General features: G+C 59.0%; 23 protein-coding genes. 20 read left to right on the top strand and 3 right to left on the bottom strand.

Going from position 1 to position 24,057, the window contains the following annotated elements:
• Positions 1–411: hypothetical protein (locus AC4HIX_RS16465; RefSeq protein WP_490399760.1), on the top strand; the 411-nt coding region annotated here is incomplete at its 5' end.
• Positions 412–830: 419 nt separating this feature from the next.
• Here AC4HIX_RS16465 and AC4HIX_RS16460 read toward each other — a convergent pair.
• Positions 831–1,190, bottom strand: a complete 360-nt coding sequence (locus tag AC4HIX_RS16460; protein WP_036797399.1) for a hypothetical protein — start codon at positions 1,188–1,190, stop codon at positions 831–833.
• 519 nt (positions 1,191–1,709) lie between these two features.
• Positions 1,710–2,273, bottom strand: coding sequence for an EF-hand domain-containing protein (locus tag AC4HIX_RS16455; protein WP_027236552.1), 564 nt, complete (start codon positions 2,271–2,273; stop codon positions 1,710–1,712).
• A 172-nt stretch (positions 2,274–2,445) separates the two neighbouring features.
• Here AC4HIX_RS16455 and AC4HIX_RS16450 point away from each other — a divergent pair, with 172 nt between their 5' ends.
• The 16 genes from AC4HIX_RS16450 (at position 2,446) to petA (ending at position 19,521) form a co-directional block, all read left to right on the top strand.
• Positions 2,446–3,171: a response regulator gene (locus AC4HIX_RS16450; protein WP_027236553.1), complete on the top strand. Its 726-nt coding sequence runs from the start codon at positions 2,446–2,448 to the stop codon at positions 3,169–3,171.
• Entirely contained in the window at positions 3,168–4,568 is a 1,401-nt protein-coding gene (locus AC4HIX_RS16445; RefSeq protein WP_027236554.1) for an ATP-binding protein, read from the top strand. The genes AC4HIX_RS16450 and AC4HIX_RS16445 overlap by 4 nt, the downstream gene beginning before the upstream one ends.
• A gap of 13 nt (positions 4,569–4,581) precedes the next feature.
• Complete coding sequence (locus AC4HIX_RS16440; protein ID WP_226429034.1) at positions 4,582–4,908, top strand: SHOCT domain-containing protein; 327 nt, start codon at positions 4,582–4,584, stop codon at positions 4,906–4,908.
• A gap of 175 nt (positions 4,909–5,083) precedes the next feature.
• Positions 5,084–5,671 carry a L,D-transpeptidase gene (locus AC4HIX_RS16435; protein ID WP_036797401.1) on the top strand — a complete coding sequence of 196 codons (588 nt, stop codon included), beginning with the start codon at positions 5,084–5,086 and terminating at the stop codon, positions 5,669–5,671.
• 392 nt (positions 5,672–6,063) lie between these two features.
• Positions 6,064–7,458 (top strand): multicopper oxidase family protein, encoded by a 1,395-nt coding sequence (locus tag AC4HIX_RS16430; RefSeq protein WP_027236557.1) that lies wholly within the window; start codon positions 6,064–6,066, stop codon positions 7,456–7,458.
• Complete coding sequence (locus AC4HIX_RS16425; protein ID WP_027236558.1) at positions 7,455–7,937, top strand: c-type cytochrome; 483 nt, start codon at positions 7,455–7,457, stop codon at positions 7,935–7,937. The genes AC4HIX_RS16430 and AC4HIX_RS16425 overlap by 4 nt, the downstream gene beginning before the upstream one ends.
• Positions 7,934–8,665 carry a DsbA family protein gene (locus AC4HIX_RS16420; RefSeq protein WP_154667788.1) on the top strand — a complete coding sequence of 244 codons (732 nt, stop codon included), beginning with the start codon at positions 7,934–7,936 and terminating at the stop codon, positions 8,663–8,665. Before AC4HIX_RS16425 ends, AC4HIX_RS16420 begins: the two co-directional genes overlap by 4 nt.
• A 219-nt stretch (positions 8,666–8,884) precedes the next feature.
• Positions 8,885–9,565 (top strand): TVP38/TMEM64 family protein, encoded by a 681-nt coding sequence (locus tag AC4HIX_RS16415; RefSeq protein ID WP_051357808.1) that lies wholly within the window; start codon positions 8,885–8,887, stop codon positions 9,563–9,565.
• Positions 9,566–10,109: 544 nt separating this feature from the next.
• The gene (locus AC4HIX_RS16410) at positions 10,110–10,484 is read left to right on the top strand and encodes a DUF5676 family membrane protein (protein ID WP_167332325.1); all 375 of its coding nucleotides are present in this window, start codon (positions 10,110–10,112) and stop codon (positions 10,482–10,484) included.
• Positions 10,485–10,544: 60 nt separating this feature from the next.
• Positions 10,545–11,930 carry an MBL fold metallo-hydrolase RNA specificity domain-containing protein gene (locus tag AC4HIX_RS16405; protein ID WP_027236562.1) on the top strand — a complete coding sequence of 462 codons (1,386 nt, stop codon included), beginning with the start codon at positions 10,545–10,547 and terminating at the stop codon, positions 11,928–11,930.
• The gene (locus AC4HIX_RS16400) at positions 11,927–13,432 is read left to right on the top strand and encodes a thymidine phosphorylase family protein (protein WP_027236563.1); all 1,506 of its coding nucleotides are present in this window, start codon (positions 11,927–11,929) and stop codon (positions 13,430–13,432) included. Before AC4HIX_RS16405 ends, AC4HIX_RS16400 begins: the two co-directional genes overlap by 4 nt.
• A complete protein-coding gene (locus AC4HIX_RS16395) occupies positions 13,429–14,331 on the top strand; it encodes a ribose-phosphate diphosphokinase (RefSeq protein WP_027236564.1) in 903 nt (300 codons plus the stop codon). Before AC4HIX_RS16400 ends, AC4HIX_RS16395 begins: the two co-directional genes overlap by 4 nt.
• 47 nt (positions 14,332–14,378) lie before the next feature.
• Positions 14,379–16,739 carry a copper-transporting P-type ATPase gene (locus tag AC4HIX_RS16390; RefSeq protein WP_027236565.1) on the top strand — a complete coding sequence of 787 codons (2,361 nt, stop codon included), beginning with the start codon at positions 14,379–14,381 and terminating at the stop codon, positions 16,737–16,739.
• Positions 16,740–16,980: 241 nt separating this feature from the next.
• The gene (locus AC4HIX_RS16385; RefSeq protein ID WP_051357809.1) at positions 16,981–18,342 is read left to right on the top strand and encodes an APC family permease; all 1,362 of its coding nucleotides are present in this window, start codon (positions 16,981–16,983) and stop codon (positions 18,340–18,342) included.
• A 20-nt stretch (positions 18,343–18,362) separates the two neighbouring features.
• Positions 18,363–18,653, top strand: coding sequence for a DUF2933 domain-containing protein (locus tag AC4HIX_RS16380; RefSeq protein WP_082023084.1), 291 nt, complete (start codon positions 18,363–18,365; stop codon positions 18,651–18,653).
• Between the two features lie 319 nt (positions 18,654–18,972).
• Positions 18,973–19,521 (top strand): ubiquinol-cytochrome c reductase iron-sulfur subunit, encoded by a 549-nt coding sequence (gene petA / locus AC4HIX_RS16375; protein WP_036797405.1) that lies wholly within the window; start codon positions 18,973–18,975, stop codon positions 19,519–19,521.
• A 183-nt stretch (positions 19,522–19,704) separates the two neighbouring features.
• Here the strand turns inward: petA and AC4HIX_RS16370 are convergent, their stop codons facing one another.
• On the bottom strand, positions 19,705–19,902 hold the full coding sequence (locus AC4HIX_RS16370) for a cation transporter (protein WP_027236567.1): 198 nt from the start codon (positions 19,900–19,902) through the stop codon (positions 19,705–19,707).
• A gap of 179 nt (positions 19,903–20,081) precedes the next feature.
• On the opposite strand from AC4HIX_RS16370, the gene AC4HIX_RS16365 reads away from it, so the two are divergent.
• From AC4HIX_RS16365 to AC4HIX_RS16355, 3 genes are all read left to right on the top strand, one after another.
• Positions 20,082–22,592, top strand: a complete 2,511-nt coding sequence (locus AC4HIX_RS16365; RefSeq protein WP_027236568.1) for a heavy metal translocating P-type ATPase — start codon at positions 20,082–20,084, stop codon at positions 22,590–22,592.
• Between the two features lie 23 nt (positions 22,593–22,615).
• Positions 22,616–23,017, top strand: a complete 402-nt coding sequence (cueR, locus tag AC4HIX_RS16360; RefSeq protein ID WP_027236569.1) for a Cu(I)-responsive transcriptional regulator — start codon at positions 22,616–22,618, stop codon at positions 23,015–23,017.
• 609 nt (positions 23,018–23,626) lie between these two features.
• Positions 23,627–24,019 (top strand): hypothetical protein, encoded by a 393-nt coding sequence (locus tag AC4HIX_RS16355; RefSeq protein ID WP_152612217.1) that lies wholly within the window; start codon positions 23,627–23,629, stop codon positions 24,017–24,019.
• Positions 24,020–24,057 lie beyond the last annotated feature (38 nt).

Genomic DNA, 24,057 nt, shown 5'->3' with positions numbered 1-24,057 from the left:
GCTGAGGAGAAGAGGCTGCAGGAGGCAGAAGAAAAGGTCCGGTTGAAGGCAACGGTGGCAGAGGTCATCACGGATGCCATCGAGTCCGGGTTGGATTTGGTTGCTGAAGGGGCGATTTGCTGGCGGGAGGCGTCTGCGGATCAGCAGGCAGGCTTGACCTGGGGCGTGGCCGCTCCGGATACCAAGGGTGCGCGGGCCGAAACGCTGAAAGAAATCCGTCCAGCAATGCGGATAGTCACGCGTATTGCTCAACTGGTGGCCCGGACCGTGAAACGCGTCCTCGCCAAGGAACGGCAAAAGCTGAAGCAGGACGCGGATTATGTGCGCGGCCTGCGTCAGAAATGGGCGCCGGAAGATGATGCGCGGCTGTCAGGGATCTCGCGTGGGGAGCCGGGGAATGGGCCAGTGTAGGCAACAGTGCTAAATACATGCTAAAATGACCTCTGAGACGATCCGCTCAACATGCGGAACCAGAGACTTATTTAAGTGCCTCGTCAGGAACAAAAAACGCGAGGGTATTCAGAAGTCCAGCCGGCTCAGAAGGCACTATCAAGTGTTGTCCATTTTTTGGATACGGTCCCCTGGTGGTTTCAGAAGTGCCAGGCGACGTTCAGGTCGTGCTAGGTATCATCGAAAAAGCTGTCAGATCTGTGGACGAGGGTTACGAAAGTGATACGGTCGCCTGGTTGTCGAATTGGTGTCTGACGCCGAAGCTCGAAATGGTCTCGGTGAGCGCCTTCGGCCGGACTAACCCTTACCGCTGTTCTCAGTATGGCTGGAGACAGGGTTTCTGAGCCAACTTCAGGGTTGGTATGACGCTTTGCTGGCATTCAGGATATTGCTGTTGTGCAGAGCATAGCCCAAAGGTCGTGCTGCCAATCGCCGCTGGGGGTGGCTGTGTTGATCATGAATCTTTTGAGACCAGTGTCGACATATGCCGGTTCTCCGCATTTGACCCGAACCGGGTGTTTCCTAGTGTCGTCGTAGAGAACTGTGCCGTTTGCATCTGTTTGAACCAGTTTGATGGCGACTTCAAAGTCGAAGTCTTCCTCGCTGGTGACCTGGTATTGGGTCACGCTCAATTGAACCGTGGTGGCGTCCGGGAAACTGGCTGTGTGAAAGACTGTCTGTTGACCCGCGCTAGGCGTGGCAAAAAGAAGAAGACCAAACACTATTGGAAGGATATACATATCCCAACTCCCGCAGCGCTCGCCTCGTGACAAAAATAGCACAAATTGCCGCTGCGCACGACTCGAAAATTTGAAACGTAATGAGCTGTTCCAATCTTCGGTGCGCCCCGCGCTGGACCCAGATGCCGCAGGCCGGTGTCAAAATGTTTAACAAATATAGAACTTTAGAGCTTTCGCGCCGGCAGATCGGCTGAGCCGTCGGGAAAGACGTGACGGCCGGTAACCTGCTCCACGGTCCACCGCGAACGCGTCCAGCAGCTGCGTGTTTCCGTGTCTCGGAAACGATGGGAGTGCATCATTTGCGGAAATGACCTGGGTACGGCTATGGGGCGAGAAAAGGGATCTACTTTGCATTAGCAATCGGCAAGCGAGTAATTGTTCGATCACCCGCCACAAGCTTGCCGCTGCTTAGTAGTACAGCAAAAATGCCCAGCTTTTAAGGGATACGTTGAGATACTTGCCCCTAGAAAGGATGCCATCAGGCAGTGCCAGGTGGCATCCAGTAAAGTGTCTTGAGGATCAGTTATCCTTTGGCTGGTCCATCATACCATTGCCGGGCTGATTGCTTTTGGATTGCTGACCGCTATGGGCCATGCCGGATCCTGCCATCATCTGCTTCATGCGTGCCGTCTGGGCTGAGATCTCTTCCTCAGTCACCGCGCCGTTGCCGTCTGCATCGAGATGTTGAAAACGGTCTACCATTTGTTCGCGGATTATAGCGCTGTGGAAGGATTCGAACTCATCGATCGAAAGCGTGCCATTGCTGTCCGCGTCGTACTCCTTCAGAGCGGATTGAAGTTTTTCCGCCAACATGCCGGGTTTGCCCATGCCCAACATCTGGCGGTCCATCATGGCGCTGCCCATGGCGTGCCGCCCGTGCATCTGCATCATCATGTTATGCATTCGCTTCATGTCAGACATCATACCTCGGCCCATCATCTGCGAATCTGCATTTTGTTGCATCATGCCTGATGTATTGGCACCGGGTTTGCCGCTGTGGCCGTGGCTGGCCTCTGCCAGTGCTGCGCCCGCCAATGTGCCGGATACCGCGAGAGTAAGCGCAATAAGTTTCAAATTCGTCATGTCCAGACCTTTCCCAGGGTGTTTGGATACATCCAATTTGGGATGTCAGGCGTGAGCTTGCCAGAGCGCCGGGTCGGGGAATTGTATCGCCCTGTCACAGCCGAAGCAGTTGATACATTCTGCGACAAAACTCTGCAGGACCACTTGCAGCAATAACCTATAATCGATGCAAATGAATGAAATGCCACATATTCTCGTCGTTGACGATCACCGTGAAATCCGGGCTGCGGTAACACGATACCTGGAAAAGAACGGCATGCGCGCAACTGCAGCGCAAGACGCGGCAGAGATGGATGCGAAACTGGCAACCGGGCATTTCGATCTGATTGTTCTGGACGTGATGATGCCGGGTGAAGACGGGCTTTCGGTCTGCCGGAGACTGTCTGGGGAAGGCGGTATCCCAATCCTTATGCTGACGGCCCTTGGGCAGGAAACAGACCGGATAGTCGGCCTGGAGATCGGTGCCGACGACTATTTGCCCAAGCCATTCAATCCGCGCGAGCTATTGGCACGCATCAAAGCGATCTTGCGCCGCACCGATCGTTCCGAACCATTGGCAGGCCGCTTGGCCGGGAAAAACGTTCGGTTTGCCCAGTGGGTGCTGGACAGCGACCGTCGTGTCCTCATTGACGGCACCGGGCAGGAAACTGCCCTGACCGGTGCCGACTTCAAGCTGTTGACGGTTTTGCTGGAGCGGGCGCGTTTGGTCCTGAGCCGGGATCAGCTTATGGATTTAACTGCGGGCCGGCGGGCGCCGCCGCTGGATCGGACAATAGACAACCAGATCAGCCGCTTGCGCCGCAAGATTGAGCAGGACCCCATGCAGCCGCGCCTGATCATCACCGTGCGCAACGGCGGCTATAGCTTGGCGGCAGATGTAGAGGTGATGGACGGATGAGGCGTGTCCTCAACAGTCTGCGCGGCCAACTGGTGCTATTGGTGATCCTGGCGCTGGCCGCCGCTCAGGCGGTCAGCCTTTGGCTATTTGTCGACGAGCGCAGTTTGGCGGTACGCGCGGCTCTCGGAGCGGAAACTGCTGGACGTGCCGCCAATGTGGCCCGACTGATCGAAGAAGCGCCTGCAAGTCTACACGCCTCGATTCTACGGGCTGCGAATTCGCCGCTGGTACGGTTCGGTATCGCACCGGAGCCCGAAGTCGAACATATGACGCATAACGGCAATGGGATTGTCGAAGAGCGAGTGCGGGCACTTCTGGATGGTAACTTCAGCCGCGAGATCCGGGTTGAGCTGCATGAGGTTGATGGCGCGGATCTGCCGCTGCCCCACCTCGATCAGGAAATGGCCGCTATGCACCGGGAAATGATGCGCGGACACATGTCGGCGATTGAATTGAAGCTGTCCATTGCGTTGTCTGGCAGCCAATGGCTGAATGTTGATACCCGGTTTGAACGGCCGCCTTTGCAATGGCCGCTTTTTTCGACACTGACTTTTGCGCTTACAGCGGGCTTCATTCTAATTGTTGTGTTCTGGTTCTTGATGAGCCGGGTAACGGGACCGCTGCGCAGGCTTTCCGTTGCTGCTGACCGGTTGGGGAGGGGAGAAGACGTGGACGCACTGCCTGCGGTAGGGCCATGCGAAGTGCAAGATCTGACCGATGCGTTTAACCGGATGCAAGAACGCCTGAAACGTTTTGTTGCAGATCGCACCCGGCTGCTGGCGGCGTTGGGCCATGACCTTCGATCGCCTTTGACAGCTATGCGGGTCAGGGCAGAATTTGTCGACGAGGAGGAAACCCGGGACAGCCTCATATCTTCGATCGAGGAAATGCAGAGCATGGTAGACTCGGTATTGGCTTTCGCCCGGGGGCTGGCGGTGTCCGAGCCGCTAGAGGTGTGTGAACTGGGTAAGTTCCTGGAACAGCTGCGCGCTGATATGCTTGATCGCTTCGATTTACATCCAGGGGTGACGACAGAAGTTGGCCTGCGGCCAAACGCGATGCGGCGGGCTTTGCGCAACGTGATCGAGAACGCGCTGCGCTATGGTGGCTGGGCGCGGGTTGGATACGGGATCGATGGCAAAAACGCTTTGATCACGGTGGTAGACTCCGGCCCAGGTATCCCTGAGGAAGATTTGGAGCGGGTGTTTGATCCGTTTCTGCGGCTGGAGGCGTCGCGGTCGCTCGAAACCGGCGGCTACGGGCTCGGCTTATCCATCGCTCGTACGATTGCGCGGGCTCATGGCGGTGACATAACCCTGGCTAACCGTCCGGATGGCGGGCTGTTGGCGACGCTCGCAATCCCTCTGGCGAAGGATCAAACCGAAATTGAAACGTGAACCGGAGACAAAGATGAAACGACAGGTTGCAACTCTGGCAATTGTGCTTCTGCCCTTGGCTTCTGCTGTGGCTTGGGCGGATACTTCGGGTGACTGGGACCGGGGATATGGCCACATGATGTGGGCAGGCGGCTTCGGTATGCTCGGCGCCCTGATGATGCTGCTGTTCTGGGGAGCGTTTATTGCTCTCATCGTAGTGGCGGTGCGATGGCTGACTGACAAGCGTAGCGCAGGCCCGGACACCTCTAGTGACGCGCTGAAGGTGCTGCGCAGCAGGTTTGCCCAAGGTGAAATCGACGAAGAAGAGTTCAGGCGCCGCAAGGCCGCACTCGACGAATGACATCTCATGCTCCGCGTATTGCGGCGCGTGTCAGAGGCTGAGCCGGAGGCAGGGGCTCGTGAAAGAAATGGCAGGCAAGCAGACGTGCTGATTATCGAGGGCGCAGCGGGTGTTAATCTTTGGCAGGGGCTCAGAAGACTATACGGTACCGGTGAAACAGTCAGAAGGAGGAATTATGCTGAGACGGGATTTCATTGTCGGGGCAGGGGCGTTGACGGTGCTGGGTTCAAAGGGCAGCGCGCATACGCCAACGCTTCCGGTCTACGATATGCCCGAAGAGCTTTTGCCGCGCGAGGTGCGCATCCAGAACGACCTTACGCCATATGAGGTGCATGTGGATCCAGAGCAGTTCGCACTGTACTGGACGCTGCCTGAGGGCCGCGCGATCCGTTATGCGGTCGGGATTGGCCGGCCTGGCCTGTACGAGGCGGGCGAATTCTATGTCGGCGCGAAAAAGGTGTGGCCCAGTTGGAAGCCGACACCGGACATGATACAGCGCGAACCGCACCGCTATGCCAGGTTTGCCGATGGCATGCCCGGTGGTCTCGGTAATCCACTTGGCTCACGCGCGCTTTATCTGTTTCAGCCCGGGCGCGGGGATACGTTTCTGCGTATTCACGGCACCAATGAACCGGACACAATCGGACGGCGCGTGTCGAATGGTTGTGCAAGGCTGGTAAACGATCAGATGATCAACCTCTACGACAGGGTGCCGTTGGATACCCGGGTTGTGCTTCACCCCGTGGTGAACTTGCCAGCCTGAGGTTGCGCATAGGACTTGCCGGTTGTCGGATAGGCAGAGTTCGGTCCGAGATGCAGAGAGATGCGTCCCCAAACGTTCACTAACCGCACCACGGCCTTGGCAGGGGCGCGGTGTGGGAGCTCTAGAAGCCTGTCATGGAAAAGCAGGCGCTCGGGCCCGTCCTAAGAACTTGGGCGAATGTGTCTGGGATACTCTCGGATACAAAAATGGTGATGAGGCGGCATTGACGTTCCCATGCTGGAAGGCGGCAGTGCAAAGCCAAGGGAGACGCGGTTTGGAAGCAGTAGAGGCATACCGCCCTCCGCCAAACTGAGTGAATGTTCTGATTATTGAGATAATCAGAACATCAGTGAACCGTCCCTCGCGGTTCGCTTGTCTGAGAGGAAAGAGAAATGTTTTCAAGACGAGGGTTTCTGACAGCGGCGGGTGCCGCTGGCGTGTTGGCGGAATTGCCGGTCCGGGGGGATGCCCTGGTGCCGGACATGATGGAGTTGCGCGCCACCGTCAAAGCGGTGCAGCTACTGCCGTCAGACTACCCAAAAACTGAGATTTGGGGTTATTCAGGCGGCACGCCGGGACCGGAAATCCGGGTGCCCCAAGGCGGCCGGGTGCGACGGCGTTTTGTCAACGATCTGCCGCAGGCAAGCACGGTCCATTGGCACGGCATCCGCGCGGCGAATTCGATGGATGGGGTTGCTGGGCTTACCCAGGCACCGGTTCAGCCACGGGGCAGCTTCGACTATGATTTCACCGTTCGGGATGCAGGCACCTATTGGTATCACGCGCACAACCGGTCCGTCGAACAGGTGGCGCGCGGACTGCACGGCCCGCTCATTGTTGACGAAAAGGCACCTCCGGATATTGACCGGGATATCACACTGGTACTCGATGACTGGCTGCTGGAACCTGATGGCGGGCAGCTAAATCCAGACTTCGAGACGCGCCATGACCGGTCACATGCTGGCCGGTTGGGCAATTTCATTTCGACCAACGGACAGTCAGCCTGGACCCAATCGGTCAAGCGGCATGAGCGGCTCCGGCTTCGGCTGATCAATGCCTCCAACGCTAGGATCTTCATGCTGGCGCTGGTCAACTTCGAGGGCTGGGTGATGGCGCTGGACGGGATGCCGCTGCCAGCACCCAAGACCGTTTCGGGAGATTTGCTGCTCGGTCCCGGCCAGCGTGCTGATCTCCTTGTAGATGTCACAGCCGGAGACGGCGAAGAGGCGTTTCTCGCGCGGATCGAGGACAATCAAGGCTATGCCCAGGCTGCCTTCCCGGTGCGCGGCGTGTCCAGTAGCGCCCGGCGCGGTTCCCCGGCGCCGCTTCCGCCGAACCCGGCGATGGAGGTGACGGGGTTGGATGCTGCGAGGGAGCTGCGGCTTGACATGGCTGGCGGAGCAATGGGTTCGCTGCGCAGTGCTGTTCTTAACGGGCAGAACACCGGGTTCCGGCAAATGGTGGAGGCGAACCAGTTCTGGGCCTTCAACGGTACTGTTGGCATGACGCAGACTCCGCTGGCCACGGTGGCGCGGGGCGAGACTGTCCGGGTCACAGTGTCCAACGACACAGCATTCCCGCACGCTATGCATCTGCACGGGATGCATTTCCGCACCGTAAATGCCGATGGCTCGATGGGCCACCTGCGCGACACGCTTCTCAGCTTTGCCGGCGAAAGCCACGAGATTGCTTTTGTTGCCGATAATCCCGGCGATTGGGCATTCCACTGTCACATGCTTTCGCATGCGGCCTCTGGCATGATGACCTGGATCCGGGTGCAGGCATGACGCGGGCGGTCATCAGTGCGGCGGCGGTGCTGGCGGTCGCCGGAGTTGCAGCGGCGTGGGTTTTCCGGCCTTCTTTCCCGGTCGCGCCAATGGCTGATGCGGTGTCAGTTGCACAGGGAAAGGTGCTCTATGCGGAGTACTGTGCGTCTTGCCACGGGGCAAATCTTGAGGGCCAGCCGAATTGGCGCGGCCCAGGGGAGGATGGCCGCCTGCCGGCGCCTCCGCATGATGAGACGGGCCACACTTGGCACCATTCTGACCGAATGCTGTTCGAATATACCAAATTGGGGGGGCAGGCTGCGCTAGCAAACAGCGGAGTCGCCTTGGACAGCGGCATGCCAGGCTTTGGCAGCCAGCTGAGTGATGCGCAAATTCGCGGTATCCTGAATTTCATAAAATCAGCTTGGCCCGAGCGCGAGCAGCGGTACCAAGCAGAAAGAACAGAAGTAGAAGCCCAGCAAGAAGGAAGAAACCAATGATCCGTCCTAAACGTATTTTGCCGTTACTCTGTCTTACCTTTTTGCCTTTGCCCGGCTTGGCCAAAGAATTGACAGAGGCGGAGATCAAGCAACTGGTCTATGAGGCAATCCTGGAGCGGCCCGAAATCATCATGCAGGCGGTCGAAATGCTGCAGCTTGACCAGGACGCCGCCAAAGCTGAAGCTGCTCGGGTGGTTCTTGACAACAACCGTGCCACGCTGGAACGCGATCCCAACGCCCCGGTTCTGGGCAATCCCGAAGGGGATGTAACAGTTGTCGAGTTCTTCGACTACAACTGCCCCTATTGCCGCCGTGCGATGGCTCCGGTGCAGGGGCTGCTGAAAGATGATGACAATGTCCGGCTGGTCTACCGCGAGTGGCCCATCCTGGGCGAGGGTTCTGTCTTTGCTGCACGTGCCGCTCTGGCGTCGCGCAAACAAGGCAAGTACGAAGAATTCCATTGGGCGCTGATGGGAATGGAGGGCAGGGCCACAGAGGCTTCGGTCATCCGTATCGCACGTGAAACCGGGCTGGACGTGGAACAGCTGCGCCGGGACATGGACGCGCCGGAGGTGGAGGAGCATATTGCCACTTCTATGGCGCTGTCGCGCAAGTTGGGCTTCAACGGCACGCCCTCTTTCGTAATTGGCGAAAACTTGATTCCCGGTTTTGTTGAGCAACCGCAACTGCAAGAATTGGTAAAACAGGCACGCGAAGCTGCGGATTAATAACGATTGCTCTATTGCGGGCAACATCAATCAGGGCCGGTGCAATATTGCTTGGAAAACTCGCCTATTTTGTATCGAGCTGTCGCAAAGCGCTTTGCTACGACTGAGCGATACATTTGCCCATCCGGGCAAGGTGGATCGGCCAATCCTAAATGTCCTAGTCTGTGGAAGATGGCGGTACATCAAAAAACGCGCCAACGATTTCGACGAGGAAGGCACATGCTGCGCACAGGACGATTACCGGATTTCCGTCGCCGCCACAGGTCGGTGCTAGCGGTTATGGCCGTCGCTTTGTTGATGGTGCTTGTTCTTTGGAAGGCTGATGCTTTGCCGCCTGCAATGACGCGTGCAGACATTACAGCTTGGGTCGATGCGGCTGGCATCTTGGGGCCGCTGGTGATCGTAGGGCTGATGACTATGGCGATCGTTGCCAGCCCTTTGCCTTCAGCTCCTGTAGCGGTGGCAGCCGGGGCGGCCTACGGGCATTTGCTGGGCACCGGTCTCGTTGCACTGGGGGCCGAGTTGGGAGCGATCATCGCCTTTCTGATTGCCCGGCGATTGGGGCGCTCGGCTATCCAGCGCTATCTGGGCGCTAAGCTTGAGACAGGTCTCATGGGATCGCAGAATGCACTGATGCTGACGGTGTTTGGCAGCCGCCTTTTGCCCTTCGTCTCATTTGACTTGATCAGCTATGCAGCAGGGCTGACTGCATTGCGGTTCTGGCGCTTCGCACTCGCAACCGCGGCTGGCATTTTGCCAGCGAGCTTCATCCTGGCGCATCTTGGCAGTGAGCTGGCCGGGCCTGATGGACCTGGTGCCATCTGGGCAGTGCTGGGGCTAGGGCTGCTGACCGGAGCGCCTCTTCTTTGGGCAACCTGGAAGCGAGAGCAAGGCGGTTGAGGCAAATCAAGGCCTCCGGGCAAATAACATGTAGACTTGAGTAGTCATTTGGAGAAGCGGATCGTGGGAGTTGCAGGAGTAACGTACAGGAGAATTGGACTGCGGCGGCTTCGCTCGGCGCTTCACCTGACACTGGTCCTGCTGTTGTCTGCAATTCTGATGGCGTCTGCGGGGGCGGACCGAACGGTAGGTGCAGAGCATTCAGTATCTGGCTATAGCCATGTTCAGGCCTTAGCTGCGGATTATGGGCAGCAAGAGTCTATTCAGCACGATCGAAGCCTCTATAGCGTGCCTGCGTCTTTGGGTGACTGTGGACTGCATGCAATGTGTCACGCTTTGGCTCTACTCCCACTTGTCCTGATGCCTGAATGGAAGCCGGAAATGTCGGTTGCCGTATTCAATATCCGGCTGCTTGCGGACGGAATAGCCCTTTCACCGTCTCCTCACCCTCCGAATTTTTCTTGAACCAACCACCCGGTCCAGTTGAGCGTCCAGCCAAGCGGCCCGGTTCACATGCTGTGTGGTGTGTTCAGGAGTTCGAGAAGTGTTTGCCATACTCTATTTTGCGACTGCAGCTCTGCTAGTCTTTGCTGTGCTGCGGCTTGGATGCGGCCCTTGCGCAACGGGTCATGTTTCTGAGGTCGGCCCCGAAAACGTGATGGCGCCCCCGCGTATCCCTGTCGTCAAGCTGGGCTGGGCGCTGAGCATTTTCCTGGCCGTGACTTATATGCTGTGTGTCGGCTTCGATCTGATCTTTCCGCAGTATGCGATGTACCGCGCTTGGATCTCGCTGATGCCTGGCATGACGTGGCTCACAGCAACTTCCTTCCTGATCGGTCTAGCAGAAGCCTTTGCCTACGGTTGGTTCGTGGCACTCGTATTTGGGCCAATTTTCAACGTGATCGCCGCGCGTGGATGAGGTGCAACAGGTCACCTTGCTACCCTAAAGCGTTCGGAGCAATAGAAGAGGAGAAGCGCAATGAGCAAGTCGCAGCAACCGACCCTGCGCTTCCTCGGGGCCACCGGGACCGTCACTGGATCCCGCTACCTCGTTGAATGGCGCGGTCGCAGGATCCTGATCGATTGCGGACTGTTTCAAGGGTTCAAGCAGCTCCGCTTGCGCAATCGGAAGCCTTTTCCGGTCCGGCCTCGATCTATCGATACTGTTCTCCTGACACATGCACATCTCGATCATTCCGGCTATATCCCTGCGCTGGTTAAGGCAGGGTTCGCGGGCAAGGTCATTTGCACACAATCGACCAAGGAATTGTGCGGCTTGATCCTGCCCGACAGTGGACATCTGCAGGAGGAAGAGGCGTCCTTTGCCCGCCGAAAGAAGTTTTCGGTCCATGCCCGCCCGACCCCCCTTTACACGCAAAAGGATGCGCAGAAGGCGCTGAGCAAGCTGGAAACTGTACCATTCGACACGCCAGTCGATTTAGGCGACGGGATCACGGCCAACTTCATCCCGGCAGGGCATTTGCTTGGAGCGGCGCAAATACGATTATGCCTTGGTAGCACGGCATTGCATTTCAGCGGTGACCTCGGCCGTCAAAGCGACCCTCTGATGCGCTCTCCAACCCCGTTTGCGGGGGCGGACGTCCTCGTGTGTGAATCCACCTATGGCAACCGCCAGCATGAGCCTGTCGATGCCGAAGCGCAGCTCTCCCGTGTTATCCGCCGAGTTATCGGGCGGGGCGGAACAATCCTCATCCCGGCCTTTGCGGTAGGGCGGGCACAGGGGCTGATGTATCACATCGCGCGGCTTTGCAGACGCGGTGATATTCCCGAAGTGCCGGTCTTTCTAAACAGCCCGATGGCAACAAATGCCACCGAAATTTATCACCGCCATCACAAGGAGCATAAGGTCAGTTGGGCCGAATGCTCGGATATGTTTGAACTCGCCAAGCGTGTGCGTTCTGTTGAGGAATCCAAGCAGATCAACACCATGCCTTTCCCCAAAATCATCATTTCAGCCAGCGGCATGCTGACTGGAGGACGTATTTTGCATCACGTTCTTTCATATGGAGGGGATCGCCGTAACGCGATCCTGTTGTCGGGGTTTCAAGCCAGCGGAACGCGCGGTGCTGCGCTTGCCGCCGGAGCAGATCACTTGCGCATCTTTGGGCGTGACATCCCGATCGAGGCCGAGGTGATCTCTCTGGGCAGCTTGTCCGGCCATGCCGATGCCAACGAGCTGCTTGAATGGCTGGGCGCTGCGCCGGTCCCTCCCCGGATGACCTATGTAACTCACGGTGAGCCAGAAGCGGCCGACGCGCTGCGTTTTCGCATCAACCATGAACTGGGCTGGAAAGCGAGGGTGCCAGAGCACCTTGAAACAATCAGTTTGGAGACGCCGCGATGACGCGTGATAGACATTGCCTTCCGCTAGTACGGGCGGAAATAGACACTTACAGCCAGCCTGTCGTCTTCATGCATCTGGACTGCCATGTTTGCCGCGCCGAAGGATTTCGTGCGCTGACCCGGGTGCGGATCGACTGCGGCGGACGGTCGGTGATCGCATCGCTGAACGTTGTCACCGGGGCAGGATGGCTGGGTCCGGAAGCGGCAGCGCTATCCGACGCAGCTTGGGCTGCATTGCGGCCGAGGCTGGGTGATATGGGTCAGTTCTCCCACCCCGAACTGCCAGAGGCGGCTTCGCTAATCCGCGCCAAGGTCTATGGTGAGCGGCTGCACCAAGCGCAATTCGCCACGATCATAAAAGATGCGATGGCACACCGGCTGTCGGATTTGGATCTGGCTGCCTTCGTAACGGCTTGTGCAGGAGAGCATCTGAGTACCTGTGAAACCATCGCTTTGACCCGTGCCATGCAGGAGGCTGGCAGATCACTGGAATGGGGCGAAGGGCCTGTGCTGGACAAGCATTGCGTTGGCGGATTGCCCGGGAACCGCACCACACCGATCGTAGTGGCCATCGTCGCGGCAGCAGGGCTTGTGATCCCCAAGACATCCAGCCGTGCCATTACTTCGCCTTCAGGGACCGCTGACACAATGGAGGTAATGGCTCCGGTGGCGCTCGATACTGCTGCCATGAGCAAGGTTGTCGAAGCGCAGGGTGGCTGCATCGTTTGGGGCGGAGCCTTGGGGCTTAGCCCGGCCGACGACATTCTGATCCGCATTGAGCGGCCTCTCGACTTTGACAGCGACGGGCAATTGGTTGCCAGCATTCTCTCCAAAAAGGCGGCGGCCGGATCGGACCGTGTCGTGATCGACATCCCTGTGGGGCCCACCGCGAAAGTGCGTTCGGAAAATGCGGCCGAAGCCCTGTCGGCGCGGCTGCGCGCCACAGCCCGGGCGATTGGATTGGACCTGGCGATTCATGTCAGCGACGGCAGCCAGCCAGTAGGGTGCGGGATCGGTCCGGCACTCGAGGCAATGGATGTGCTGAAGGTGCTGCGCCGTACACCAGATGCGCCGGGCGATCTGAGAGAACGGGCGCTGGTACTGGCTGGGCTCCTGCTGGAAATGAGCGGAGAAACCGCAGGCGTTGAGCGGGCGAGGGTTTTGCTCGACAGCGGCGCGGCGGAGCATCGGTTCATGGCGATATGCGCGGCTCAGGGCGGGTTTGCCGAGCCGGCTAAAGCCCCCTACCGGATACCTTTTGTAGCCCCTTGCGATGGAGTGATCACAGCTATCGACAACCGCCTTATTGCCCGGGTGGCAAAACTGGCCGGGGCCCCGCAGCAGGCCCGCGCAGGGGTGTTGCTTATGGCGCGGCCCGGGACACTGGTCCAGCTCGGACAACCCCTGTTCGAAATCTGGGCTGAGACGCCGGGCGAATTGGCCTATGCCAGCGATTTTTCCAGCGCGCAGAAAGAGATTTTCCGCATTGAGGTGCCAAAATGAGACCCGTTCTGATCCCATTTCACAATATGCGTCCACTGGCAGATCAACTGGCGGCGCTGATCGGGGCAGAAGTGGCGCCAGTGGACTGGCACCGGTTTCCGGATGGCGAGAGCCGGATAACCCTGCATGGTGATCTCGAAGGCCGCGAGTCGGTGATCCTGTGTTCTTTGTGTGACCCGGACCGGCATGCGATGCCGCTGCGCTTTGCCGCTGATACGGCGCGCGAGATGGGCGCTGTACACGCCGGTCTAATTGCGCCCTATCTGGGGTACATGCGCCAGGACCGGAGGTTCCACTCTGGAGAGGCGGTTAGCGCCAGATTGTTCGCCCGTTTCCTCGAGGAAAGCTTTGACTGGCTTGTGACGGTGGATCCGCATCTGCATCGGATCCAGGCCCTTGATGAGTTGTTTGCCATTCCCGCTGGCCGGGTTTCTGCTGCGCCACTGCTGGCACAGTGGATCGCGGAGAGTGTTGAAAATCCGGTGCTGGTTGGCCCCGATAGCGAAAGCCGGCAATGGGTTGCGGAGGTCGCTTCGCTCGTTGGCTGTCCATACGAGGTTTTGCGCAAGGTGCGTTCCGGCGACCGCAGAGTTGAGGTTAGCAAATCCGGCCGCCAGTGGAGATGTTCCGGCACACCAGTTCTAGTCGATGATATTGCGTCCTCGGGGAGAACATTGGTGGGGGCAATCGAACGGCTGGCGGAAGCCGGAGCCAAGCCGCCTCTGTGTGCGGTAATCCATGCAGTCTTTGCCGGGCAAGCTCACGCCGAGATTCTGGCCGCCGGGGCAAGCCAAGTCGTGACCACCGATACGATTCCTCATGAAAGCAATGCTATCGGCATCGCCCCGCTTCTAGCCGAGGCGGCAAATCATACGCTGGCTGCGTTGACCTTACAGTGACTTGAAAACTCACGATGGCGGCATTCCCCAACCGGAAGGGCAATAACATGAACGAACTTCCCAACAATAAAAGCTCCAGTGTAGCAGACGAAGACAAATTTGTTTGTCCGATGCACCCGCACATTCGGAGCGCTGAAGCTGAAAACTGCCCGATTTGCGGCATGCACCTTGTCCCAGAAGCTGGCAAGGAAACGGCCGGTCATGCTCACCACCATGGGCACGCAGCTTTCGGGCATGGAAAAACTGCTCTGAGTGGAGGTTATGACAAGGTTCCCATTGGCTGGGAAGGCCCTGTGTATACTTGCCCAATGCACCCGGAAGTTCGGCAAACCGAACCGGGCGCGTGCCCTCTTTGCGGGATGGGGCTGGAGCGAGAAGCAGGTTCTGTTGCGGAGGAGGGGCCAAACCCAGAACTCACCGATTTCACCCGGCGGCTCTGGGCCGGTGCGATACTAACAGTTCCATTGTTGGTTCTTACCATGGGGCCCTATGCCGGCCTGGCAGGTGTCCGGGATATTTTCGGGGAACGTAACACACTCTGGATTGAACTGCTTCTTGGCTCGCCGGTTGTCTGGTGGAGCGGCTGGCCGTTTCTTGTTCGCGGCTGGAACTCGTTCCGCACCATGAACCTCAATATGTTCAGCTTGATCAGCATGGGAGTGGCGGCGGCCTGGCTATTCAGCGTTGCGGCAGTACTTGCACCGGGCATGTTCCCTGACGGCTTCCGTGACGCCGAAGGGCATGTCGGCGTCTATTTTGAGGCTGCGGCAGTGATTGTCACGCTTGTTCTGTTGGGGCAGGTGATGGAATTGCGGGCCCGGGAAGGGACCGGGCGGGCGATCCGTGCCCTGCTGGATATGGCGCCCAAGACCGCACGGGTGATCCGCATCGGTGGACAGGAAGAAGAGATCCCCCTAGATGAGGTGCAGGTGGGAGACCGGCTGAGGGTAAGGCCGGGAGACAAGGTGCCGGTGGACGGCACGGTGTTGGAGGGACGCTCCTCGGTCGACGAAAGCATGATTTCCGGAGAGCCTGTCCCGGTCGAGAAGGTCGAGGGTTCCAGTGTTACAGGTGCGACGATCAATGGCACCGGGTCATTGGTGATTGAAGCCACGAGAGTCGGGGCCGACACGATGTTGTCCCAGATCGTCGATATGGTGGCTAAGGCGCAGAAAAGCCGCGCACCAATCCAGAAGTATGCCGACAAGGTGGCAGGCTGGTTTGTGCCGGCCGTGATTGCTGTTGCGGTTCTGGCTTTTGCCGGATGGGCGATCTGGGGTCCGGCTCCTGCGCTGAGCTATGGCCTGGTCGCGGCGGTCGCCGTATTGATCATCGCCTGTCCCTGCGCGCTTGGCTTGGCGACGCCGATGTCGATCATGACCGCGACCGGCCGGGGTGCGCAGGCCGGTGTGCTCATCAAGAACGCCGAGGCGCTTGAGCGGTTCGAAAAGGTGGACACGCTGATTGTCGACAAGACAGGCACCCTGACCGAGGGCAAGCCGCGGCTGATCGCGGTTGTGCCCGAGCCGGGCCATGACGAAGCAGAAGTGCTCCGGCTGGCGGCGACGTTGGAGAAAGGCTCGGAGCACCCTTTGGCCGAGGCCATCGTGACCGGAGCGCTGGAACGGGGCATCAAACTCGGTGAGGCCACGGAATTTGATGCAGTCACCGGGAAGGGGGTGAAGGGGCGTGTGGACGGCCATGCGGTGGCGCTTGGCAACCTCCGCCTGATAGCGGACCTGGGGCTGGAGGCTGCCGGTCTTGCTTCTACGGCCGATGCCCGTCGGGATCAGGGTGAAACCGTAATGTTCGTGGTACTGAATGGCGCCGTGGCCGGCCTGGTGGCCGTTGCCGATCCGGTGAAGGAAGCGACCCCTTCCGCGCTGAAGGCGCTACATGATCTGGGCTTCCGCATCATCATGGCCACCGGCGACAATGAGCGCACGGCCCGCGCCGTTGCCGGGAAGCTGGGTATCGACGAGATCCGCGCGGATGTGCTGCCGCAGGACAAAGCCCGAATTATCCGCGAGTTGCAGGAACAGGGGCGCAGCGTCGCCATGGCCGGGGACGGCGTGAATGACGCGCCCGCGCTGGCACAGGCGGATGTCGGTATCGCCATGGGCACCGGCGCCGACGTGGCCATCGAAAGTGCGGGTTTCACTCTGGTCAAGGGCAACCTGGATGGCATCGTGCGTGCCCGGCGCCTGGCGCGCGCGACCATGCGCAACATCCGGCAGAACCTGTTCTTTGCGTTGATCTACAATGCCTCCGGGGTGCCGGTCGCGGCGGGAGTACTGTTTCCGTTCTTCGGCATTCTGATCAGTCCGATGTTTGCCGCTTTTGCAATGAGCGCGTCATCTGTTTCCGTGGTGCTCAATTCCCTGCGCCTACGCGGGGTAAAGATATGACCGGGCAAACTTTCCTTTTCCTCGCCTCTCTGTCCGGTGTTGCAAGCGCAGTCAGGCGTGGTCGCCGCGTTCAGAGCCAGACGGCTGCAGGCCGCTGTTTCGACACTAGGCGAGTGAACAACCGGGGCCGGGCCGTGAGCGGAGAGCGTGATGGTGCAGGAGGTCGGGGAGGCCCGCGCCGGATCGCAGACGCAACAGCAAACAGCAAAGAAACCAGGCAATTAGTTCATAGGAGTCCGCGATGAGCGAGGAAAGTGAAGGACATGCCCAGGCCGCGGACTACAGGTCCGGCTCGATTTCTCTGACCGGGGCTGTCGCCATGGGCACCGGCGTGATGATCGGGGCCGGTATCTTTGCGTTGACGGGACAGATTGCGGGGTTGGCCGGGTCCTGGTTCCCTCTGTCGTTCGCCGCAGGTGCGCTGGTCACGATGTTCAGCGCCTACAGCTATATTGCGATGTCCAACGCCTGGCCCTCCGCCGGCGGAATCGCGATGATCCTGACCAAGGCATATGGTCCGGGTACGGTGGCGGCTGCGGCCTCGGTTCTCATGGCGCTGTCGATGGTGATCAACGAAAGCCTGGTGGCGCGCACCTTTGCGACTTACGCGCTTCGGCCTTTCGGTATCGATGGCGGACCGTTGGTGCCGTTGATCGGCGTGGCGCTGATCATCTTCGCGTATATGGTCAATGTTTCCGGAAACCGTTCTGTCGGGCGCTGGTCAATCGTGATGTCCGCCATAAAGATCGCAGGGATCGCGTTGTTCGGCATTGCGGCACTCTGGGCCAGCGGCGGTGAATGGCAATCAGGGAACGGCGGTGCAGAAACCAGCGGACTGGGCTTCGCAGCCTCGGTGGCCCTGTCCATCCTGGCGTTCAAGGGTTTCACCACGATAACCAACAGCGGTGCTGAAATCACCGATCCGCACCGCAATGTCGGCAGGACCATCCTGATCTCAATCGCCATTTGTACCGCAGTGTATCTGCTGGTGGCTTTGGCTGTCGGCGCCAGCCTCAGCACAGAGGAGATCCGCGCAGCGCAGGATTACGCCCTTGCCGAGGCCGCGGGCCCGGTGCTCGGGCAGGTTGGATTCTACCTGACCGTGGCACTGGCTATGGTGGCAACTGCGTCGGGGCTGATAGCCAGCATCTTCGCCGTTTCCCGCATGCTCACCATGCTGACCGACATGGAGATGATCCCGCACAGCCATTTCGGCATGTCCGGCTCCATCCGGTCGCACATGCTGATTTATACCGTGTTTGTTGCCGGTGCATTGACCGTGCTGTTTGACCTTGGGCGCATCGCCTCGCTGGGGGCGTTCTTCTATCTGGTCATGGATATGGCAGTGCATTGGGGCGTCTGGCGGAACTTGCGGCGCAAGATCGAAGTGCGCGGCTGGATCCTGCTGACAGCATTGGCTCTCGACGCGGCGGTTCTGGCGGCATTTTCAGTGATCAAGTGGCAGTCGGATCCAATGATTGTGCTGATTGCTCTAGCCGTGATCATCGCGGTGCTGCTGGCTGAGCGGCTGTTTCTTGCCCGGGAAGGGCAACGGGACAACACGTCTGGCGTACACAGCCAGCACCGGCAGCCAACTGAATAGGTAGATGAAAGGAGACTGCAATGAGTAGAGAAACCGGACAGGATAGCATCGTTCGAAACACCCGGAAGCCATCCATCTGGCGCAAATGGGGGCCATTGGCTGGGTCACTTGCCCTTGGCGCAATTGTAATGGGATGGGAATACCGTGAATTCGTATTGCCGCTTATATTGTCGCCGGCCTCACTTTTAGTTGCCTGCCTGGTAATGCATTTCTTGATGCACCGGGGGCACCGTGGCCACGTTGGGACACACAGCTCCGGAAGGCGCGAAAAGGAAGAAGAGGGCACAGTTGGGCCCGGCGATACATCCTAATGGCCATCTCGGGGCGCTGTATCGGGGCAATTTTTTGAAGCGCTCCTTTGCTTCCGGGCCAACGGGGGCGGTGTGCCGGACTGTCTTGAGCTTCCGCCTGGGATGGAAGGGCGGCTGGATGGGTGCCGTCTCACGGCATCTTGTAGGTAAGCGGAAGTTCTTTCGAAAATTGCCATACCCAAACCAAGGATGAGCACGATGCGTCACCAAGGCGAAGCCAATCGAAGCACAAAAGGGACTGGAGAGGGGGGCACTATGGCAGTTGGACACGGCCGCTGAGGATCGCCCGGCTGTCACTCAAAGGGAAGGGAGATTGACAATGGTACAGGACAATGACCATCCGGAACATTCCGGCCCTGGCACCCGGCGCGACATCCTCTACTATGCTACAGGAGGTACCGCAGCCGTGGCCGCTGGAGCCGCCATTTGGCCACTGATCGACAGCATGAACCCGAGTGCCGATGTCTCGGCGCTTTCGGTTGTGCAGGTCGATCTTGAGGGTGTCGAGCCTGGCAGCCGGATCACGTTGAAATGGAAAGGCAAACCCGTTTTCATCGATCACCGGACCGAAGCCCGGATTGCTCAGGCCCGCGCGGATGATGCAGAAACGCTGATAGATCCGGAACTGGACGCCGATCGGGTTCAGAAGCCCGAGTGGCTGATAGTGGTTGGCGTGTGTACCCACTTGGGCTGTATCCCGTTAGGCCAGGGAGGTGGCGATCCGACTGGCGGATACGGGGGATGGTTTTGCCCCTGTCACGGCTCGCACTATGATACTTCCGGCCGTATCCGAAAGGGCCCGGCTCCGCGCAACCTGGATGTGCCGACCTACGAATTTGTTACCGACACGCTGGTGAAGATCGGCTGATGCCGCGGAATTCTGCTGTGGTGCCTTTGCCTGCTGCGCGAAGGGCAACGGAACTGTCGAAGGACTGATGGCTGCCCGGAAGCCGCTGGCGAAACCATGGCTTGCCCGGCAGCGGGAACGCGGGAAAAAGGTGTCCCGAGCCAGAAACAAGGGTGCCGCCATTAGCGGCACCCTTGAACAGTGTCAGCAAACTTCGGACGCGTAGCCTTCCTCTTTGAGCGCTGCCTGGATGCTCTCACGAGCAGCTTTGCTTTCGATCCGGACTTTCCGCGCCTCCATATCAAACTCCAGCGTCGCGCTGCTGTCCAGGTTGGTGACTGCCTTCTCAATTGCCGATTTGCAATGGCCGCAGCTCATGTCGTTGACCTTAAATGTGATCATGCTTGGTTCTCCTTGGTTCCATGCCTGGTGTTACCGGGTTACCGCACGGGAAGGTCAAGCGGGCAATGCACTGTCAATCGCCTGATGAAACTATTTTCAAGCAGGAAAGGGGAATGACCCTTGACCTTCCAGTAACTGGAAGTCCCATGTTGCTGCAAACAACCAGCTTTGGTGATGAAATGACACAGAACGAAACAGTCCGGTTCCAAGTTGAAGGCATGAGCTGCGCATCCTGCGTGGGACGCGTGGAACGCGCGCTGCAGGCCTTGCCCGAAGTCACTGGTGCCACGGTCAATCTCGCGAACGAGACTGCGCAGGTCAGCCACGACGGGTCGCTCTCTGCCGCTGGCCTGGCTGCAGTGCTGAAGGAGGCCGGATATCCCGCCGTGACCGATGAAGCCACACTGGAAGTCCAAAACATGACCTGCGCCTCCTGTGTCGGCCGCGTGGAACGGGCACTGAAGGAGGGAGCGGGGGTTTTGGACGCCGCCGTCAACCTGGCCACTGAAACCGCGACGGTGCGGTTTGCAGCAGGCGCCACGACACCTGCCGAACTTGCAGCGCTGGCTACGGCAGCTGGGTATCCCGCGCAGCCGAAATCAAGTGTGCAGAACAACGCAGAAAAGCGCAAAGCTGAGGAAACCCGGCAACTGGCCCGGCGGACGCTCTTTGCGGCCGTTCTTGCCCTGCCGGTGTTCCTGATCGAGATGGGCAGCCATGTGATTCCAGGCATGCATGAATTCGTAGCGGGCGCAATCGGAATGCAGACCAGCTATTTCCTGCAATTCCTGTTGACCACAATCGTCCTGTTCGGGCCGGGCCTGCAATTCTACACCAAGGGCTTTCCGGCCCTCCTCAAAGGCGCGCCTGACATGAATTCGCTGGTGGCGCTGGGCACATCGGCGGCCTACGGGTTCTCGCTGGTGTCGACTTTCGCGCCCTCATGGCTGCCTTCGGGGACGGCCAATGTCTATTACGAGGCCGCCGCAGTGATCGTCGTGCTGATCCTGCTGGGTCGGCTGCTGGAAGCCCGGGCCAAGGGCCGCACGGGCGAGGCGATCCGTAAACTTGTCGGGCTGCAGGCGAAAACCGCACGGGTTGAGCGTGGCGGCGAAATTGAGGAGCGCGCGGTCGAAGACATTGCTGTGGGCGATATCATCCACGTGCGACCGGGCGAAAAGATCGCGGTCGATGGGGTGGTTTTGAGCGGCTCCTCCTATGTCGATGAAAGCATGATCACAGGTGAGCCCATTCCAGTGCAGAAAACCGAAGGCTCCGAGCTCGTAGGTGCCACTGTGAACGGGACCGGCGCTTTGACCTTCCAGGCGGCGAAGGTGGGCAGTGATACGATGCTGGCTCAGATTATTCGGATGGTCGAGCAGGCGCAGGGCGCGAAGCTTCCGATCCAGGGGCTGGTGGACCGGATTACCACCTGGTTCGTGCCCGCCGTAATAGCGGTTGCGACATTGACCGTCGCTGTCTGGTTTCTGTTTGGCCCCGAGCCCGCGCTCAGCCTCGCTTTGGTCGCAGGGGTGGCGGTACTGATTATCGCCTGCCCCTGTGCAATGGGCCTTGCGACACCGACCTCAATCATGGTTGGAACCGGCCGTGCCGCCGAAATGGGCGTGCTGTTCCGCAAGGGAGATGCGCTGCAGCTGCTGCAGGAAAGCACGGTGGTTGCGCTCGACAAGACCGGCACGCTTACCGCTGGCCGGCCGGAATTGACTGACCTGATCCTGGCCGGGGGCCAGACCGAAGATGAGGTGCTGCGGCTGGTCGCCGCCGTGGAACAAAGTTCGGAGCATCCAATTGCCAAGGCTATCGTTGCAGCAGCGGAAGCGCGGGAGATCAAGCTGCCGGACGCCGACAGCTTTGACTCGATCACCGGCTTTGGCGTCCAGGCATCGGTTGGAGGCCGTCAGGTGCTGATCGGCGCGGACCGGTTTATGGAACGCGAAGGCGTGGATCTTGGTGCGCTGGCCGGGAAAAGCGGTTCGCTGGCCAGCAAGGGCAAGACACCGCTTTACGCTGCTGTTGACGGACAGATTGCCGCGGTGATTGCCGTGGCCGATCCGGTCAAGCCGACAACGCCTGGTGCCATTGAGGTGCTGCACAGGATGGGCCTCAAGGTTGCTATGATCACCGGCGACAACGCCGTGACGGCCCAAGCGATCGCCGACGATCTCGGGATTGACCATGTGGTTGCCGAAGTGCTGCCAGAAGGCAAAGTTGCTGCGCTCAACAACCTGCGTGCGGATGGCGGCAAGCTGGCCTTTGTCGGGGACGGTATCAATGATGCACCGGCCCTTGCTGCTGCGGACGTAGGTATCGCTATCGGCACTGGAACCGATGTGGCTATTGAGACCGCCGATGTCGTGTTGATGTCCGGTGACCTCAATGGAGTTGTCAACGCCTTTGCGGTCAGCCAGGGCACCATGCGCAACATCCGGGAAAACCTGTTCTGGGCGTTCGGCTACAATACGCTGCTGATCCCGGTCGCGGCGGGGGTGCTATACCCTTTCGGCGGGCCGTTGTTGTCACCGGTGCTAGCAGCAGGCGCTATGGCGCTGTCCAGCGTATTTGTTCTGACCAATGCGTTGCGCCTGCGCTGGATTAAGCCAGCGGCAGGAAAGCACCATGTGGAAATCAGAGGACCGAAAGCCGCATTGCAGTCCGCGCCAGCTGAATAAGGCCGACCGAAGGGAGAAACAGCATGAATATCGGGGATGTTGCAGAACGGTCAGGTGTGCCGGCCAAAACCATCCGATATTATGAGGATATCGGATTAGTCAAACCCACGCGCGGTCGCAATGGATATCGCGAATTCGAAGAGAGAGAACTGCACCGTCTTGAATTTATCGGTCGGGCCCGATCACTTGGGTTCACGATTGAGGACTGCCGTGACCTACTGGCGCTTTATGATGACGAGTCCCGCACCAGCGCCGAAGTAAAACGCGTTGCGGAACAAAATCTGCAAGAGATCGACGCAAAAATATCAGGTCTGAAAGCCATGCGAGACACGCTCAGGTACCTTGTTGAGCAATGCTCTGGCGACCATCGGCCCGATTGCCCGATCCTGAAAACGCTCAGCAACGGCCCCGCTCACAACTTATGAACAAAATCAAATGGCGTCCCGCGCTAAAACGCGGGCACTAGTGATGGGCCCACAGGACCGCAAGGGTTATAAAGCCTGTCATGCGCCAGACTACTGCCTACCGGTCTTAGGCCTGTGATCAGTGCGGAAATTACTTCAGTCATGCAGCAGCAATCAAGCCAACTTAGGGTACACCCGGCATTAGTCCTCGAAATGCATGTCAAATTTGCTGCGCAGCTCACTCCAGCTAAATTTTCTGTAGAGTAGTGATCGAAGCCGGCCTTGTCTCCAGCCGCTGGCAGACAGGGCTTACCACCTTGAAGCTAGCTTGAAAGCAAGCCGGTTAGGCCACATTTTGCATGATCTTATGTGTGTGTCGTCGAGGCATGCACAGTCTCCGAAAGCTGACAGATTTCTGCGGTATGATTCGCGCCTTTCACTCAACTTTTGGTTCTCAAGTGTTTCCGGTTTCGGCCACCCCTCCCGCGCGGGAAGGTTTGCTGGAAGCAATGCATGCATTGGCGGAATGTTGCGCAAAATCCAGAATTTCCTTAGGGGCACGCAAATTTGTGCGCTGCATGCATCATTGCCGTCTTGACGCGGGCCGGTCCTGTCAGGAGAAATACCGGAATGGCGTTTCTGGCACATATCTTCCGGCTGATCAGGGTGGCTGCTGCATTTGCAGTGATCCTTTCGCTGGGATTTGCGCTTCCGTCCGCCGCGCATTCCCTCGCTGGCCATCACGGTAGTGCGGTAGTTTCTCATAGTGGGGGCAGCCACGCCGATGCGGCCATCTCAGGCGCGGCATACGACGCTTCCCATACCAGCGCACACGATGGACCGGTCGCTCCCTGGAACGCTGCTGATACCGGAAACTGCTGCGCAGGCGCCTGTATGGCCGTTGCGGTGATTTCTCTGCAGCCGGATTCAACCTTTGTTCAGCAGCCTATCCGCTGGGTAATGGCTTCCGCCCAGCTTCCCTCACAGGACCAGGTCAAGGTCTTGCGTCCTCCAAGAACCTGAGATCCTGAACCGCCACAGCGGTCATTGAATCTGTTCTG

The organism is Leisingera sp. (genome assembly GCF_982940295.1).
This window is presented reverse-complemented; position numbering and strand designations above follow the sequence as displayed.